10 protein-coding genes are annotated in these 15,714 nt (G+C 56.4%); 6 read left to right on the top strand and 4 right to left on the bottom strand.

The annotated features are described in order from the left end of the window. Window positions 1-11 precede the first annotated feature (11 nt). Window positions 12-488 (top strand): (2Fe-2S)-binding protein, encoded by a 477-nt coding sequence (locus tag WD071_RS16100; protein WP_368049423.1) that lies wholly within the window; start codon window positions 12-14, stop codon window positions 486-488. Beyond that, window positions 488-2,680, top strand: a complete 2,193-nt coding sequence (locus WD071_RS16095) for a molybdopterin cofactor-binding domain-containing protein (RefSeq protein WP_368049422.1) — start codon at window positions 488-490, stop codon at window positions 2,678-2,680. Before WD071_RS16100 ends, WD071_RS16095 begins: the two co-directional genes overlap by 1 nt. Before the next feature lie 149 nt (window positions 2,681-2,829). On the opposite strand, the gene WD071_RS16090 is transcribed toward WD071_RS16095, so the two are convergent. Continuing rightward, window positions 2,830-3,627 carry a class I SAM-dependent methyltransferase gene (locus WD071_RS16090; protein ID WP_368049421.1) on the bottom strand — a complete coding sequence of 266 codons (798 nt, stop codon included), beginning with the start codon at window positions 3,625-3,627 and terminating at the stop codon, window positions 2,830-2,832. A 235-nt stretch (window positions 3,628-3,862) separates the two neighbouring features. Between WD071_RS16090 and WD071_RS16085 the strand changes: the two genes are divergently transcribed. The 3 genes from WD071_RS16085 to WD071_RS16075 all read left to right on the top strand — a co-directional run bounded on the left by WD071_RS16085 (window position 3,863) and on the right by WD071_RS16075 (window position 10,487). After that, window positions 3,863-5,119, top strand: a complete 1,257-nt coding sequence (locus WD071_RS16085; protein WP_368049420.1) for an exonuclease SbcCD subunit D C-terminal domain-containing protein — start codon at window positions 3,863-3,865, stop codon at window positions 5,117-5,119. A 199-nt stretch (window positions 5,120-5,318) separates the two neighbouring features. After that, the gene (locus WD071_RS16080) at window positions 5,319-7,322 is read left to right on the top strand and encodes a TRAP transporter permease (RefSeq protein ID WP_368049419.1); all 2,004 of its coding nucleotides are present in this window, start codon (window positions 5,319-5,321) and stop codon (window positions 7,320-7,322) included. 15 nt (window positions 7,323-7,337) lie between these two features. Further along, window positions 7,338-10,487: an AAA family ATPase gene (locus WD071_RS16075; RefSeq protein ID WP_368049418.1), complete on the top strand. Its 3,150-nt coding sequence runs from the start codon at window positions 7,338-7,340 to the stop codon at window positions 10,485-10,487. Here WD071_RS16075 and WD071_RS16070 read toward each other — a convergent pair. Next, window positions 10,465-10,968, bottom strand: coding sequence for a DinB family protein (locus WD071_RS16070; RefSeq protein ID WP_368049417.1), 504 nt, complete (start codon window positions 10,966-10,968; stop codon window positions 10,465-10,467). The two genes, WD071_RS16075 and WD071_RS16070, sit on opposite strands and share 23 nt — an antisense overlap. A gap of 31 nt (window positions 10,969-10,999) precedes the next feature. Further along, window positions 11,000-11,602, bottom strand: a complete 603-nt coding sequence (locus WD071_RS16065) for a LysE family translocator (protein WP_368049416.1) — start codon at window positions 11,600-11,602, stop codon at window positions 11,000-11,002. 215 nt (window positions 11,603-11,817) lie between these two features. On the opposite strand from WD071_RS16065, the gene WD071_RS16060 reads away from it, so the two are divergent. Beyond that, window positions 11,818-13,212, top strand: a complete 1,395-nt coding sequence (locus tag WD071_RS16060; protein WP_368049415.1) for a PLP-dependent aminotransferase family protein — start codon at window positions 11,818-11,820, stop codon at window positions 13,210-13,212. 13 nt (window positions 13,213-13,225) lie between these two features. Here the strand turns inward: WD071_RS16060 and WD071_RS16055 are convergent, their stop codons facing one another. Next, window positions 13,226-15,667 carry a DUF5916 domain-containing protein gene (locus WD071_RS16055; protein WP_368049414.1) on the bottom strand — a complete coding sequence of 814 codons (2,442 nt, stop codon included), beginning with the start codon at window positions 15,665-15,667 and terminating at the stop codon, window positions 13,226-13,228. Window positions 15,668-15,714 lie beyond the last annotated feature (47 nt).

The raw sequence follows: 15,714 nt of genomic DNA, 5'->3' as shown, positions 1-15,714 counted from the left end.
CAGGAGGCTTCATGCCCTACACTCTCACGATCAACGGACAACAGCACGAACTGGACGTAGACGGCGACATGCCGCTGCTCTGGGCCGTGCGCGACCACCTGAAATTCACCGGTACCAAGTTCGGCTGCGGCATGGCCCAGTGCGGCGCCTGTACCCTGCATATTGACGGCGTGGCCACCCGCAGCTGCGTACTGCCGGTAGCAGACGCCGTTGATAAAAACATCACCACCATCGAGGGCCTGGCCTCACCGGCCGCCCAGGCGGTACAAAGCGCCTGGGTTGAGTTGCAGGTGCCACAATGTGGCTACTGCCAGTCCGGTCAGGTGATGTCGGCCACCGCGCTGCTGGAGCAGAACAATGCGCCGAGCGACGCCGATATTGATGCCGCCATGTCCGGCAACATATGCCGCTGCGGTACCTATCCACGCATCAAGGCTGGCATCAAGATGGCCGCCAGCCAGATGAAAAATGCCGGAGGAGCCGCCTGATGAACATCAATCGATTTTTCGCCAACACAGCGAACGCCAACGTTGACACCGGTCGCAGAACCTTCCTGAAAGTTGCAACCGCAGGCTCAGCCGGGCTTACCCTTGGTATCAGCCTCAGCGCAGGCGCGCAGGCACAGGCCACGGCTGCTTCAGTTGCCGACACGGCACTGGAATACAATGCCTTCGTCAGCATCACCCCCGACAACACCGTGCGCATCTATATCAAACATCTGGAAATGGGCCAGGGTGTTTACACCGGTCTGGCCACCTGTGTCGCAGAAGAGCTGGATGCCGACTGGGCACAGATTGTCTGCGAACATGCGCCGGTAGACACCGCCAAATACGCCAACTTGCTGATGGGCCAACAAGGCACCGGCGGCAGCACCGCCATGGCCAACAGCTTTATGCAACTGCGCCGCGCTGGCGCCGCCGCCAAAGCCATGCTGGTATCCGCTGCAGCCCAACGCTGGCAGGTATCTGCCGACGAAATCAGCGTCCGCGATGGCGTTGTGTCTCATGGTTCGCACAGCACCACGTTTGGCGAACTGGCAATGGATGCCGCCCAGCAGACACCGCCGGCCAACGACTCCCTGGTATTAAAGACACCCGACCAGTTCCGGCTGATCGGCAGTGAATCAACGCTGCGCAAAGATGTCGGCAAACACGATGGCACTGCCATCTACACCCAGGATGTGCAACTGCCCGGCATGCTGACTGCGGTAGTGGCACACGCGCCGCGTTTCGGCGCCCGCGTCAGATCCTTTGATGCCTCAGCGGCACTGGCACGCAAAGGCGTGCGCCAGGTATTTGAAATTGACACCGGCATTGCCGTGGTTGCAGACGACTACTGGTCAGCCACCAAAGGCAGAGAGCTGTTGCAAATCGAATGGGATGAATCCCGTGCCGAAACCCGAAGCAGCAACACCCTGCTGCAACAATACCGCGACTTGCTGGATACTGAGGGGGCCATTGCCGAGCAACATGGCAACGCAACCGCGACTCTGGCCGATGCCAGTGACAAAGTCGAACTGGTTTTTGAATTTCCGTACCTGGCGCACGCACAAATGGAACCGGTGAACTGCGTTGCGCAGGTCAAGGGCAATAGCGCGGAGTTATGGTATGGCTGCCAGAGCGCCACCGGCGATCAAATGGCAGTGGCACAATTGTTGGGCGTGCAGCCGCAGGATGTGAAAATCAATACCGTCTTTGCCGGCGGGGGTTTTGGCCGTCGCGCCAATCCGATGGCAGACTATGTACTGGAGGCAGTTCGCATCGCCCGACAGTTGCCGGATACGCCGGTGAAGCTGGTATGGTCGCGCGAAGATGATATGCAGGGTGGTTTCTATCGACCAGCGTATGCGCACAAACTTTCTGCCGCATTAAACAGTCAGGGCAAACCCACGGCCTTTCAGGCGCGCATAGCCGGTCAGTCGATCATGGCAGGCACGTCGATGGCGGCCATGATGGTGTCCAATGGTATCGACAATACGTCAGTCGAAGGGCTTACCGAGTTCAGCTACGATATACCGGAGCGCCGGGTCGAACTGCATACCACAGAAGTCGGCATACCGGTGCAATGGTGGCGCTCGGTAGGCAATACGCATACCGCCTTCAGCAAAGAAGTATTTATTGACGCATTGGCGCGCAACGCTGGAATTGATCCGGTGGAGTACCGCCTGTCCCTGCTCGCCAACAACCCGCGTGAAACCGCGGTACTGAAGCTGGCGGCAGAAAAAGCCGGTTGGGGCACAAAAGAGCTACCGGCAGGCTGGGGCCGCGGCGTGGCCGTGCATACCTCGTTTGGATCGACGGTGGCAGAAGTCGCCGAAGTTTCGGTGCAGGGCAACAGCTTCAAAGTGGAGCGTGTGGTCGCTGCGATTGATTGTGGTATCGCCGTTAACCCAAGTATTGTCAGGGCGCAGGTTGAAGGCGCCATTGCCTACGGTTTGTCGGCGGCCCTGCAGGACGAGCTGACATTGACCGATGGCATTGTCGACCAGAGCAACTTCCATAATTACCAAGTGCTGCGCATGAACGCGATGCCGGTGATAGAAACTCATATCCTGCCATCGACCAACGCGCCCAGCGGCGTCGGCGAACCCGGGACGCCGCCGATCGCGCCAGCCGTTGCCAATGCCCTGGCCGATGCGACCGGGCAAAGGCTGACGCGGCTGCCGCTGAAGCTGGCTTGAGGCAAGACCTTGAAGGCGACACCTTTGACAGCACCCTGGCCGCAGCCTCTACGGCCAGCGTTGTGACGAAGTGTTCGACGCCTGTTCAGAGCGGATGCTGGATACGGATCAGAGCCCATTTCTAAATTGTTTAGTTAATGGGCAATGACCTATTCGTCGATCGGACTGGAAAACATGCGAGCTACAGTAGTCTGTTTTGCCCTAAGTTTACACCGCACAATCGAGGTCGTGAATTCTCTGGTAAGCGGATTCGCGAACCTTCTTATACTCCTGATCGGGACACACGCCAGTTCTTCAATCTCGAAGGGACTGTCAACTATCAGGCGTTCGAATCGACGTATCGTCATTTGATTCAACCCACCTTCGACCTCTTCAAATCGCGTGGCGCCGTCTGTTTTAAAGCCGGACCTCCACTTGATCAGAACCTTTTCCGAGAATATCAGGTGAGCCCACGGAAATACTGAGAACAGGTGCCCGCCATAGGGGTGGTACCATGTCGGTCCGAACGACGCCAGGACTCGCCCACCGGGCTTAAGCATCTCGTGCATGGTGCGAAGAATTTGTGCCGGATCGTCAAAATGTTCGAATGAATCCAAAGCAACAATAATATCGGCTGGCTGTTCCGGGCTGACTGTAAAATGGCATCGGTCAGTCAATTTTTTTTCAACCGCTCTTGCTCGGCCAATTTCGAGATACCTCTCCTGGATATCTACCCCGATAACCTTGAGAGCGTTGTTTTCCGCCATTTCTATCGCTTCTAGTCCGGTTCCGCATCCGAAATCAATGACGACTTTGCCTTTGATATCAGAGAGAAAGTCTTTTCCCATGAGAGTCTGCAACTTGCTTTTGTTCTCGTAGGCGGTCGCCGTCGCAAGCCCAACTTTTACGCCATTGCCTGCGTAAGCTCTCAATATGTTGTAGCCGACTTTTCCGCCCAAAATCGCCATGGAGGAATTCCTTTGTTAAAACGAGGGACAATTCTGATGGTAGGCATCAAGAAGTGAACTGCCCATAAGGTGAAACCCTATGACGGGACATGCATTTCCCCGGGCCAGAAGTTCTGCAGGTAACGTTCTGAGGGTTCGTTCCTGACTCGTGTCACGTTCGCACTGGAGAGGCTGATGGGTACAGGTCGGTTATCAAGCTGCTATCATGCGGTTGTAGACAATTCACGGACCACCCATGACACTGAACGTATTACACACCTCCGACTGGCACCTGGGCCGCAGCCTTTACGGCCAGCGGCGTTACGAAGAGTTCGACGCCTTTCTCGACTGGATGTTGACCACGCTGCGCGAGCAACAGATCGACGTGCTGCTCATTGCCGGTGACATTTTTGACACCACCGCGCCCAGCAACCGTGCCATGCAGCAGTACTACGATTTTCTGCGCCGGACGGCTGACACCCAGTGCCGCCATATTGTCATCATTGGCGGCAATCATGACTCACCCACCTTCCTGAATGCGCCGCGTGAGCTCCTCAAGGTGCTCAATGTGCACGTGGTCGGCGCCAAAACCGACGACCCGGCAGAGGAAGTGTTGTGCCTGGACGACACCAACGGCCAGCCGTCACTGATGGTCTGTGCGGTGCCCTATCTGCGCGACCGCGATGTGCGCACGGCCGAAGCGGGCGAGACAATAGATGACAAAGAGCAAAAGCTGCTCGAAGGGATTCGTGACCACTACCAGGCAGTGACCGGGGCGGCTGAAGCCCAGCGTGCGCGGCTTGAAACACAGCATAAAAGCAGGATCCCCATGGTTGGCATGGGCCACCTGTGGACGGCCGGCGCAGTGAAAGTAGAGGGCGATGGCGTTCGCGACCTGTACGTGGGGTCACTGGCCCATGTCGGCACCGATATCTTCCCGGCGTCACTGGATTATGTGGCGCTGGGTCACCTGCATGTGCCGCAGCCGGTCGGCGGCAAACATCATATCCGCTACAGCGGCTCCCCGCTGCCGATGGGCTTTGGCGAAGCCCGGCAGCAAAAGTCAGTGTGTGTGATTGCCTTTGATGATGGCAAGGCGACCATCGAGCAGGTCGATATCCCGTGTTTTCAGCGTCTACGCCAGCTCAGCGGCAGTCTTGCCACACTGCAGACTGAATTGCAGGCCTTGCTGAGGGAAGGCGAATCCACCTGGGTAGAAATCGTTTATACCGGCCAGGACATTGTGCCGGATTTGCGCGAAAAACTGCTGGAAGCCCTGACCGAAGACAAGGAGGGACTGATTACCCTGTTGCGGGTTAAAAATCAGCGAATCACCGCACAAACTCTGCAGGCTCAGGACACTGAGCAGACGCTGGATGATCTGAGCCCGCAGGATGTGTTCCAGCGCTGTCTGGATGCCCATGAGGTACCCGATGAGCAGCGCCCGGAACTACTGCATCTTTATCAGGATGTGCTGACACGAGTGCAGGAGTCCGATGGGCGCGCGGACTAGGTAACCGGGCGACACGAGCTTTACACATCCTGAAATGCCCAATGAACCAGTCAATCATGCGTGTCCAGAGCAGCGCCTTCAGCCAGCTAAATATCTCTTGATAAGGGTGCAAGAGTGGTGGAGGATATAGCACTTTTGGCCGCATTGGCTCGGAGTAGCGGCGCTGCAACTGCAGCTGGACAAACATCAGAATCTATTCATGAAACACCCACTGCTCAAATGGGCTGCTTTTCTTTTTGCCCTCTTTCACGTCTACGTCAACGTTTTCTCCGCCATCCCGGAACTGTGGTTCTCTGCCATTCACTTTGGCGGGTTCGCAGCACTGTGCGCCTTGTCCGCCAATGAAGCCAGTGTGGACAGAGCCAGTCCAGGCCTGGTGATGAAGCTTGTTAATGTAGCACTGGCAATTCTGGCGGTGCTGGTCCCGGCTTATTTGATGCTGTTTGAAGATGCCTTGTATGCACGCGAGGCAGAGTTTATCTGGTCAGACTATCTGGTTACCGGCATTGCGGTTTTGTTGGCTGCCGAGTTTACCCGTCGCACAACAGGCTGGTTCATGCCGATACTGATTGCCGTTGCACTCAGCTATATATTGTTCATGGGCCGCTACATCTCAGGTGTGTTTGCGTTCCCCGGCTTGAGCCTGGAGACCGTGTTGTATCGCAGTTACTTCGGTGAAGAAGGCATGTTCGGCACCACGGCCAATATCTCTGCCACCTTTGTTTTTATGTTCATTCTGTTCGGTGCCTTTCTGTTGCGCTCCGGTGCGGGCGATTTTATCGTCAATTTTGCCCGCTGCCTGGCGGGACGTTTTACCGGTGGCGCTGGCATCGTGGCGGTCATTGGCTCCGGTTTGATGGGTTCGGTGTCCGGCTCTGCGGTTGCCAATACCGTGTCTACCGGCTGTATCACCATACCGATGATGAAACGTTCCGGCTTCAGCCCGCAATTTTCCGCAGGTGTCGAAGCCGCCGCCTCCACCGGTGGCGCACTGATGCCCCCGATTATGGGGGCCGGTGCATTTGTTATGGCGGGTTACACACAGATTCCCTACCAGACCATCATTGCCGTATCGCTGCTGCCGGCAATGCTCTACTACCTGACAGTGTTTTATTTTGTGCGTATTGAAGCCAAGCGCCTGGGGTTGAAAGTCGATCAGAAAGGCGATCATGAAAGTATCTGGCAACTTGTGAAACAGGGATGGCATTTTCTGATCCCCCTGGGCATCCTGATCACACTGCTGGTCATTGGTTACACGCCGATTCGTGCCGCAGCCGTGTCCATCGCAGCTGTGATTGTTTCGTCATGGCTGTCGGCCACACCCATGAAATGGAATGATATTTTTGAAGCGACAGTAGACGCGGTCAGAACGGCTTTGTCGACGGCGCTGCTGTTGGTCGCGGTGGGTATTCTGGTCAATGTTGTGGTGACAACCGGCGTAGGCAATGCATTTTCGCTGATGATTGTGGCCTGGGCCGATGGCAGCCTGCTGATTACCCTGGTGTTGATCGCTCTGGCATCGCTGGTGCTGGGTCTCGGATTACCGGTAACCGCCTCGTATATTGTACTGGCGACACTGTCCGCGCCCATCCTGTTTGACCTGATTGCGCAGGAGCAACTGTTGCAGGCCCTGATGGCCCCCGACCTGCCAGCCAGTGTCACGGCCACACTGAATCTGTTTGGTGGCGACGCCATGGTTGCCCTGCGTGAAATGCCACTGGAAATGCGGCAGCTATTGCGCGCTGAGCTGTTAAGCCCGGAGCTGTTGACTGGCATGTTGCTCAGCGCACACCTGATAATTTTCTGGTTGTCGCAGGACAGTAACGTCACGCCTCCAATCGCGCTGGCATCCTTTGCCGCCGCAGCCATTGCCGGCTCCAGACCGATGGCAACGTCGATGACTTCCTGGAAGCTCGCCAAAGGTCTGTACCTGGTGCCGTTGCTGTTCGCCTACTCGCCGTTGATTACCGGCAGCTGGCTTGAACGGATTGAGATATTTATCTGGGCGACCATGGGCCTCTACGCTCTGTGCGCGCTCCTGCAATGGCGGGCATCCCGCGCACTCAATCCGGTACAGGCCGTGATGCTGACAACTGCCGCCTGGTTGCTGATGTGGGCACCGCTGCCCCTGCCGTGGCATCTGGGCGGTGCCATTCTGCTATGGGGCGTGCTACTTTGGCAGCATTGGCAAAACAGGCGATAGGAGCTCTACACACCAATGCGGATACTGGCAATCCGGTTCAGGAACCTGAATTCCCTGGCGGGCGAATGGGAGGTAGATTTCACCGATCCGGCCTACACCAGCGATGGTATTTTTGCTATCACCGGCCCTACCGGCGCCGGCAAAACCACCTTGCTTGATGCCATGTGCCTGGCCCTGTACAGGCAAACCCCACGCTTGGGCGACATCACCGCCAACAGCAATGAAATCATGACCCGACAAACCGGCGATTGTTTTGCCGAAGTGACTTTCAGCACGCAAAATGGAAGTTATCGCGCCCACTGGTCGCAGCACAAGGCGCGCAAACAGGCCGACGGTAAGCTGCAGGCGGCGAAACATGAAATCGCCGATGCGGAATCCGGGAAAATCATTGACAGTAAGTTTGGCACCGTTGCTAAACGTATCGAAGAGATCACCGGCATGGACTTCGGGCGTTTCACCCAATCCATGCTGCTGGCACAGGGTGGCTTTGATGCCTTCCTGCGCGCCGGTGCTGATGACCGCGCACCCATCCTGGAAAAGATAACCGGCACCGCCATTTACAGCGTCATTTCCATGACCGTGCATGAATGTCGGGGCCGGGAGGATCAACAGTTAAATATGCTAATGGCAAAGCAGGATGGCATGCGCCTGCTTTCGCCTGAAGCAGAAGCCGAAATACGCAAAGACGAGTCCGCACTCACCCAACAACTCAGCGTAGAAGCAAACAAGGCGGATACGCTAAGGCAGCAGCATCAGTGGAAACAGCGCTGTCTGCAGTTGGAGCAGCAGCGAGCGGAACTGGCGCAGACGCTGGAAACCTGGCAGCAACAGGACAATGCCTTCAAAGATCAGCGCGAACGGCTGGCAGACGCTACGCGCGCGCTCGAATTGAGCGCAACTTATGCCACCCTGATCAATTTGCGCGAGGATCAACAGCAAGAACAGCAAGCCATGGCGCTGGACCAGGCAAAACTGCCGGGGCTGACCGCGTTGCTGGAAACCCGACGAGGCCAGGTCGAACAACTTGGCAAAGCCTTGACAGTCGCCGAACAGCAATTGGAATCGGCGCGGCCGCTTTTGAAAAAAGTGCATGTGCTGGACAGTCGCCTGGCGGATGGTCAAGTTGGCCTGCAGACTCGACAGAAAACTTTGGACGAGAAGCTGTTCGCCGTGCGCCAACACAAAGCGAACTTTGATCTGGCAACATTTGCCGATGACAAGCAGGCTGAACAACACTACCAACATGCGCTAAAAGCAGCGGCTCAGGCACAACAGCAACTCGACAACATCACACAAGGCAGCAGACCCGCTCAATGGCGAGAACAGCTTGATGCCTTGGGCGACCAGATCACCCACACTGACACCTTGCGCCAGCGCATGGCAGAACAGACACAACAGGTGCAGCGACATCAACAACTGGTAAAGGATATTCAACAAAACCAGGCCGAGCTGGTTCGCAGCGCCAATACGTTGGCGCAGGCAGAGGAGGTACTGACTGCTCACAAGACCACACTCAGGTCTCTGCAGAATCAGCGTGACCTGCAGCAACGCATTATCAACCTGGAAGCCATGCGCACTGAACTTGAAGTCGGCGAACCCTGCCCATTGTGTGGTGCCAGTGACCACCCCTTTGCCGATCATGCACCGAACATGGATATCGACGGCCTGTCACAACAAATCCGGGCGTTGGAAAAACAGGTAAATGCCAGCGAGGCGGCTCGCAACACGGCACACGCCATAAAGATCCAGCAAAGCACAACCATCAGCAATCTTGACATTCAGTGCAGGCAGATTGACCAAATCCTGGCGTCTCTCGCGCAGGAGATTCAGGATGCTTGTCAGCGGCTTAACGTTGACAACAGCGCAGAGGCAGTTACAGAGCGTCTGCAGGTGTTGCAAAAACGCAAACACGAGATCACCAGAACACTGCAGGAAATCGACGACCTGGACGCAGCGCTCAAAACCTGTCAGCGCGACCTGAACCTGGCTACCTTGATCAGGGAGGCAGTTGAGGTGCGCGATGACCTGCAACAACAACAAAAGAAATTGCAGACATTGCAAACCGAGCGACATGACCTGTTGCAGGACAAGGACCCGAATCAGGAAGAAGAACGTTTGCAGGCGTGCGTCGACGAGGCGCAAAGGTCGCTGACTTCAGCACAGCAGCAACTCCAGAAATCCCGGGACCAGCATCAGCATCTGCAACAACAAACTCAGACGCATGAAAAAAATATCCAGGCACGTGCGGAAAAACTGCAACAGACGGAGCGCGAATTTATCGGGGCACTGCAACAACATCATTTCGACAGTGAACAGGCGTACGTCAGCGCCCTGCTCCCCGAGCCCGAACGTAAAGCGCTGGAAGCCAGGTCGCAGGCATTGCTACAAAAAGGTATTGAGCTGCGCAGCGCACTGGCACGCAACCGGGAGGAACTGGATGAGGTTCTGACCAGAGCTCTGACCAACCGCCCACTCGACGAGATACACCAACAATGGCAGTCCCAGGAAGCGGTCGTCAGTGCCTTGCGCGAGAAGCTGGGCGCACTACGGCAGCGCCTGAAAGACAATGACGATACCCGCCACCAGCAACAGACGCTTGCCGAAAAAATTGACCAACAGAAAATTGAAGTTGAACGCTGGCGACGCCTGCATGTACTGATCGGCTCCAATGACGGCAAGAAGTTTCGAAATTTCGCCCAGGGCCTGACCTTTGAATTGATGATTCAGCACGCCAATGTCCAATTACAGAAAATGACCGACCGCTACCTGTTGCAGCGCGATCAGGAACAACCACTGGACCTGAATGTCATCGACAATTATCAGGCGGGCGAGGTGCGTTCAACCAAAAATCTGTCCGGCGGGGAAAGTTTTATTGTATCGCTGGCACTCGCACTGGGTCTGTCGCGCATGGCGAGTCGCAATGTACGCGTCGATTCGCTGTTCCTGGATGAAGGTTTTGGCACGCTGGATGAAGACGCTCTGGATACAGCACTGGAAACGCTGAGCAGCCTGCAGCAGGAAGGCAAACTGATTGGTGTGATTTCTCATGTCTCTGCCCTGAAGGAACGCATCGGCACCCAGATCAGGGTAAGCCCGCTGGCCGGCGGGCGAAGCTCGATCAGCGGGCCGGGCTGCCAGGAAGTCACACGAACGGCAGATCAGTGACACCCGGATCTATGCCCATCTGGGACAGCAGCGTCGTCACTTGTCCCCGGTGATGGGTCTGGTGATTAAAAAAATGGGTCACGGCCAGCCACATCGGCAAAGTCTTGGGTGTCGGGCTGGTAACAGGCCCGTACGTCAGGTCCTCACCAAAAATATCTGCCCGCAAATCCGCTACCCAGTCGACAATACGCTGATCCTGCTGCTCTCGCTCCTGCCTGAGCCCGACGAAATCAGCGTGCAGTTCCTGCGCCAGCGATGACACCGCAAACGGATCGTTGGTGAAGCGGCCGAGCCATACCTTGTCCGCCAGCAGAATATGATTGAGCGTGCCATGAATCGATTTAAAGAATGCGCCTCTGTCTTCCTTGAGCCGGGCATCTGGCAGCATCGTGCAGACATCGTATAACCGTGTGTTCATCTGCTGGTTATAGTTTGCCATGGTTTTGGCGTACACCAGCCAACTGTCATTTTGATTGCTCATGATTGACTCCCGGGTCTGGCTGTAGCCAGTCCTATTGTAGCAGCGGGTACATCGAGCCCAGCAACAACACTGCCATACTGATATTGAAGATACGAGCACGGCGCGCATCCTGTAAAAACGTTCGTAGCGACGCACCAAACAGATTCCACACACTGATGCAGGGCATGCCAACCACAACAAACAACAAAGCTATTACCGCAAGACTACTGATCATCGCCGCTGGCTGGGTATAAGTCGCGATCGCCGTAATCATCATCAGCCACGCCTTGGGGTTGACCCATTGAAACATGGCTGCCTGCCAGAAGGTCAGAGGCTTCGGCACCTTGACCTCACCTGACGCCGGCAGCACTTTGGTCGGACGCACCAGGGTCCAGGCCAGATAAATCAGTGCAAAACCGCACATAATCTTCAATACCAGACCCAGCAAGGGATATCGTATCAGCAATTGTCCAATGCCCAGCGCCACCGCTATCAATAACACCTGACAGCCGACGGTAATGCCTGCGATATGTGGCATGGAGCGGCGGAATCCGAAATTCGCGCCCGATGCCAGCAACATCATATTGTTGGGCCCTGGTGTGCCGGTCATTACCACCACAAAACCGATCAGTGCCAATAATTGCTCCAGCGGCATTGCTTTCTCCTTTTTGCCGGCGCTGCGCGCCGGCTGAATGCATTTTCAGAATGGCAGTGTAGATAGACAAGCGCAATCAATACAGATATAAAATATGATTTTTGAACCGGTACAGATGCGAAATTGATGGTTCTGTACCGTTGGCATTCTGCGCATCTGTGCTGATACAACCCCGGCAAGCATTGTTAAGCTGCTTCAGGTAACAGGAGTCTGACATGTTGTATCAAAATCTGGCTGACCGCCTGCAGAGTCTGATCCATGAAAAAGTATACGAGGTAGGATCGCGCCTGCCCGGCGTCCGTCAGCTCAGCCAGCAACATGAGGTCAGCGTTTCCACTGCGGTCAGTGCCTGTCGCGAACTGGAGCAACGCGGATTGCTTGAAGCCCGCCCCCGCGCCGGTTACTTTGTGCGTCAGCCACCGGCCCTTCGCGATGCCCCCAGGCCCGGCACAGCCAGCCAGAAACCACGAGTGATTACCGGCCAGAGCCGGGTGCTGACACTGGTGCAGGCGGTCAATAATCCCGATGTCGTCAACCTCGGCGCAGCCGTCCCGAATGCCGACTATCTGCCGGTGGCCATCGTGGAGCGCGCCTACCGTCATGTGTTGCGAACCCAGCGGCGCCGCTGCATGGGTTATGAGTTTCCGCCCGGCGCCCCGGAACTGCGTCAGCAGATTGCGCGACGCATGGCCGGTTATCAATGCAAAGTCACCGCCGATGAGGTGCTGGTAACCAACAGCTGTCAGGAAGCGATCGCAATCGCTTTGAAGCTGCTCACCCAACCCGGTGACACCGTCGCGCTGGAATCACCGACTTATTATGGTCTACTGCAGGTAGTTGAGTCGCTGGGGCTGAAGGCATTGGAAATCCCAACCGATCCGGTGCACGGCGTTTCCATCGAGGCCCTGGAATTGGCGCTGGAGCGCTGGCCGGTCGCGGCCTGCGTGCTGGTGACCAATTTTTCGAACCCCCTGGGCGTGTGTATGACAGATCAACGCAAACAAGCCTTGTTGAAGTGTCTGTACAAGTACCAGGTGCCGCTGGTAGAGGACGACATTTATGGCGATCTCCCCTTTAACGGCCGCCGGCCATCACCGGTGAAACGCTGGGATACGCAGGGGCTGGTGTATTACTGTTCATCGGTCTCCAAAACCCTGTCTGCCGGTATGCGCACAGGCTGGCTGATACCTGGCGCCCAGCACGAGAAGGCGCGGCACCTGCAGTTCGTCAGCACGGTATCCGTCAACACGCCGGCACAACTGGCCCTGGCGCATTTTCTGCAACACGGCCATTACGAGCGCTGCCTGCGTCAGTCCGCCAGTGATTATGCCCGCGCAGTGGCACGGATGATTGATCGCGTCACCCAGCTGTTTCCGGCCGACACCCGGGTCAGCCGACCCGCCGGTGGTTTTGTGTTGTGGGTCGAACTGCCGGAAGCGGTCAATACCCTGTCGCTGATGGAACAGGCGCTGGATGTAGGCGTGAGCTTTGCGCCGGGCGAACTGTTTTCCGCCTCGGGCAAATTCTCCAACTGTATGCGCCTGAATTGTGCAGTACGCTGGGATGCGAGGCTGGAAAGAGCGCTGATTGCCCTCTCCCGCCTGCTATAGATGCGTCCTTGACTCATGTCCCCAAACGATAACGCAACTTGATCACCAGCTGACTGGCCAGTGGGTCATTCCACGCGTTGTCAAACTGCTCATTGAAGTTGATCAGGTTATCGCGCTTGTTGCCGTTGCGGTTGTAAACAATAAACAGATCGGACAACGGTGCCAGCTCGAGACGATAACGCAGCTGGAAGTTCATCTGCGAGATAGAGAAATCACCCGGCGTGCCCGAATGCTGATCAATTTCTACCAGATCACGGTTGCGGGTTGGCGCATCGGCCGGCAGATTGAAGTAGCGATCACCGGCGGCCTTGATGCCGACCCACTGCAGACCCGCACTCAACTGCTGTTTGGCGGTCAGGTAATACTCCAGACGGAATCCTGTTTCCCACTGACTGGTTTCAAACGCGGTGAAGTTCTGCCCGCCCTGGTGCAGCAGCCAACCGTCCCTGTCCTGATACTGCACGTCACCCGACACGCTGATATTGGCAGCCGGGCGCCAGGTGGCACCGACTTCGTAAGACTCACTGTAGCCACCGGCAAACTCGATCGACCGACCCACCTGGGCATTCAGGCTAAGCTGGCGCGCCGTGTTTGTGGTGTAACTGGCACTGTAGTTGGTGCGTTCACGGGTCGAAAAGGTACCATTGCCAAAACTGTTGAGGTCGTCATAGCGCTTCGGGAAATGCTGCAGGTTGATGTTGACCCGATCAAGGTTGTTAAGGGTAATCGCCGTGCTGATCACCGGTATGGCGTTATTGGTCCTATCACCCTGCAGATTTTCCTCGTAGCGCAGGAACGAGGATACCCGCAGGTCTCGAACGCGGGTCAGACCGGTCTTGACCCATTCAAACCGGTACCAGGCTTCCTTGGCGTTGTTACGATCCTGGTAGCCAAAATCATTGACGTCAAGATCTTCATCAAAGTAGGTCAGGTGCAATGTGTGGGTAAACCCTTGCTGTGGCGAGTACACGATATCAGTGAAGGCACCAAACCCCTGGTCGCCATCATCCACATCCGAGGTCACCACCTGCCCGTCAAAACTCCAGATGCCGCCCTGCGTCAGGTAGCGAAAATCGATTGCGTGCACCTGGGCGTCCGATTCCGGATGCGCAACCATGGTACCGATGTACCCGATACCCCGATAGGCAGCCGTGGTGTCGCCACCCTGATCTTCGTAGAGCACGCGGAAAGCGGTAAAATCCCGCCCTTGTTGTTCGATGCGTTGCCCACCGACTCGATACAGGGTTTCGTCTTCTGACGCCGCCAGTATCCCGTACCGGAAGTTGCCGGCCTGGCCGGTTGCCTTGGCTGCACCCAGTAGATCAGCGTTCTGGATCCGCTCGCGTGGGGGCAAGGCAACACCATCAGGCAGGTCCGGTGAGCGCGGACGGCCGCCGATACGGCGTGTATTCAAAATTGTGAAACGTTTGCCGATGCTGCCATTGGAGCGCGAGGTGGTGTTAAAGATTTCCTGGCCTTCCTGGAAAAACAGGCGCTTTTCCGGAAAAAACGTTTCGCTGGCAGTCAGGTTTACCACCACATCGTCGGCCTCCGCCGAACCAAAATCCGGATTCAACGTCGCTGTCATCTGGAAGTTGCTGGACGGACGCCAGAACACATCGACGCCCGCACGATGCTCCCAGTCGGCATCAATTTCATCGTAGGTCGACGCAAACGACGGAAACAGGCTCCATTGCTGCTGCGGGTTGACACCCTCCATTTCCAGCAGCGGGAAGTTGCTCAGGAAAATCGGATCTGACTTGGCAATCGGCGGCCAAGCCCAGTTCTGGTTCAGGTGGGCCACAATGCGTTCACCGTAGAACCCGATCTGTCGTCTGCCTTCACGCCCGGGCATCGCCAGTTGACCCCAGGGGATGTAGAACTCGGCTGACCAACCGTTATCATTTTCTGCCGTTGCACCGTACCAGGCGCCGTCCCACTGACTGTTGTATTGGCGCTCTGGCAATATGGTGCCATCCAGCTGGTTGTCGCCCAATGCCAGGCTGACCCAATAGCCAAATTGCCCTTCACCCGACGTATCCAGTGTGATGGAGACCCGATCACGGTTAACGTCACGGTTGTCGCGAGCGGTAATTCGGCGCACCAGCGTATCGGCAGGTTGCTCCATGTCGACCGCTATGTAGATACCGTCATCGGTGTAAAACACCTTCATTTCCGTATCGTAAGGGGCCCGCGCCAGCGTTTCCGGCTCCACCACCCACATGCCGTTTTGTGCCGGTACTTGCGCCCAGACCGCGTCATTCAACCGGCCATCCAGGGCAATTTCAACGTTGTCAGGATAGCGTTGCAGCGGGATAACCATTTCACGGCCAAAGCGTGCCTGCACGCCAAGGGGGGCGGGGTTGATGCCGTCAATGCCAGGCTGGGCCTGAGCAGCAGTATAAAGACACAGGGACGACAGTCCCACAAGCGAGAGTCGGAGCAAGGAGTTCAAAACGACATACCTGTAGTTGGAATTATTAGTTGAATTTGTTTGGGTGA

It is taken from the genome of Pseudohongiella sp. (genome assembly GCF_040877505.1).
Lineage (GTDB): Bacteria > Pseudomonadota > Gammaproteobacteria > Pseudomonadales > Pseudohongiellaceae > Pseudohongiella.
The sequence above is the reverse complement of the archived record's forward strand: the minus strand, read 5'-3'. Positions and strand labels throughout refer to the sequence as shown.

What these genes read in the sequence shown, in the direction of transcription:
- WD071_RS16100 (WP_368049423.1), top strand. Translation starts at nt 12, where the DNA reads ATGCCCTACACTCTCACGATCAACGGACAACAGCACGAACTGGACGTA.
- WD071_RS16095 (WP_368049422.1), top strand. Translation starts at nt 488, where the DNA reads ATGAACATCAATCGATTTTTCGCCAACACAGCGAACGCCAACGTTGAC.
- WD071_RS16090 (WP_368049421.1), bottom strand. Translation starts at nt 3,627, where the DNA reads ATGGCGATTTTGGGCGGAAAAGTCGGCTACAACATATTGAGAGCTTAC.
- WD071_RS16085 (WP_368049420.1), top strand. Translation starts at nt 3,863, where the DNA reads ATGACACTGAACGTATTACACACCTCCGACTGGCACCTGGGCCGCAGC.
- WD071_RS16080 (WP_368049419.1), top strand. Translation starts at nt 5,319, where the DNA reads ATGAAACACCCACTGCTCAAATGGGCTGCTTTTCTTTTTGCCCTCTTT.
- WD071_RS16075 (WP_368049418.1), top strand. Translation starts at nt 7,338, where the DNA reads ATGCGGATACTGGCAATCCGGTTCAGGAACCTGAATTCCCTGGCGGGC.
- WD071_RS16070 (WP_368049417.1), bottom strand. Translation starts at nt 10,968, where the DNA reads ATGAGCAATCAAAATGACAGTTGGCTGGTGTACGCCAAAACCATGGCA.
- WD071_RS16065 (WP_368049416.1), bottom strand. Translation starts at nt 11,602, where the DNA reads ATGCCGCTGGAGCAATTATTGGCACTGATCGGTTTTGTGGTGGTAATG.
- WD071_RS16060 (WP_368049415.1), top strand. Translation starts at nt 11,818, where the DNA reads ATGTTGTATCAAAATCTGGCTGACCGCCTGCAGAGTCTGATCCATGAA.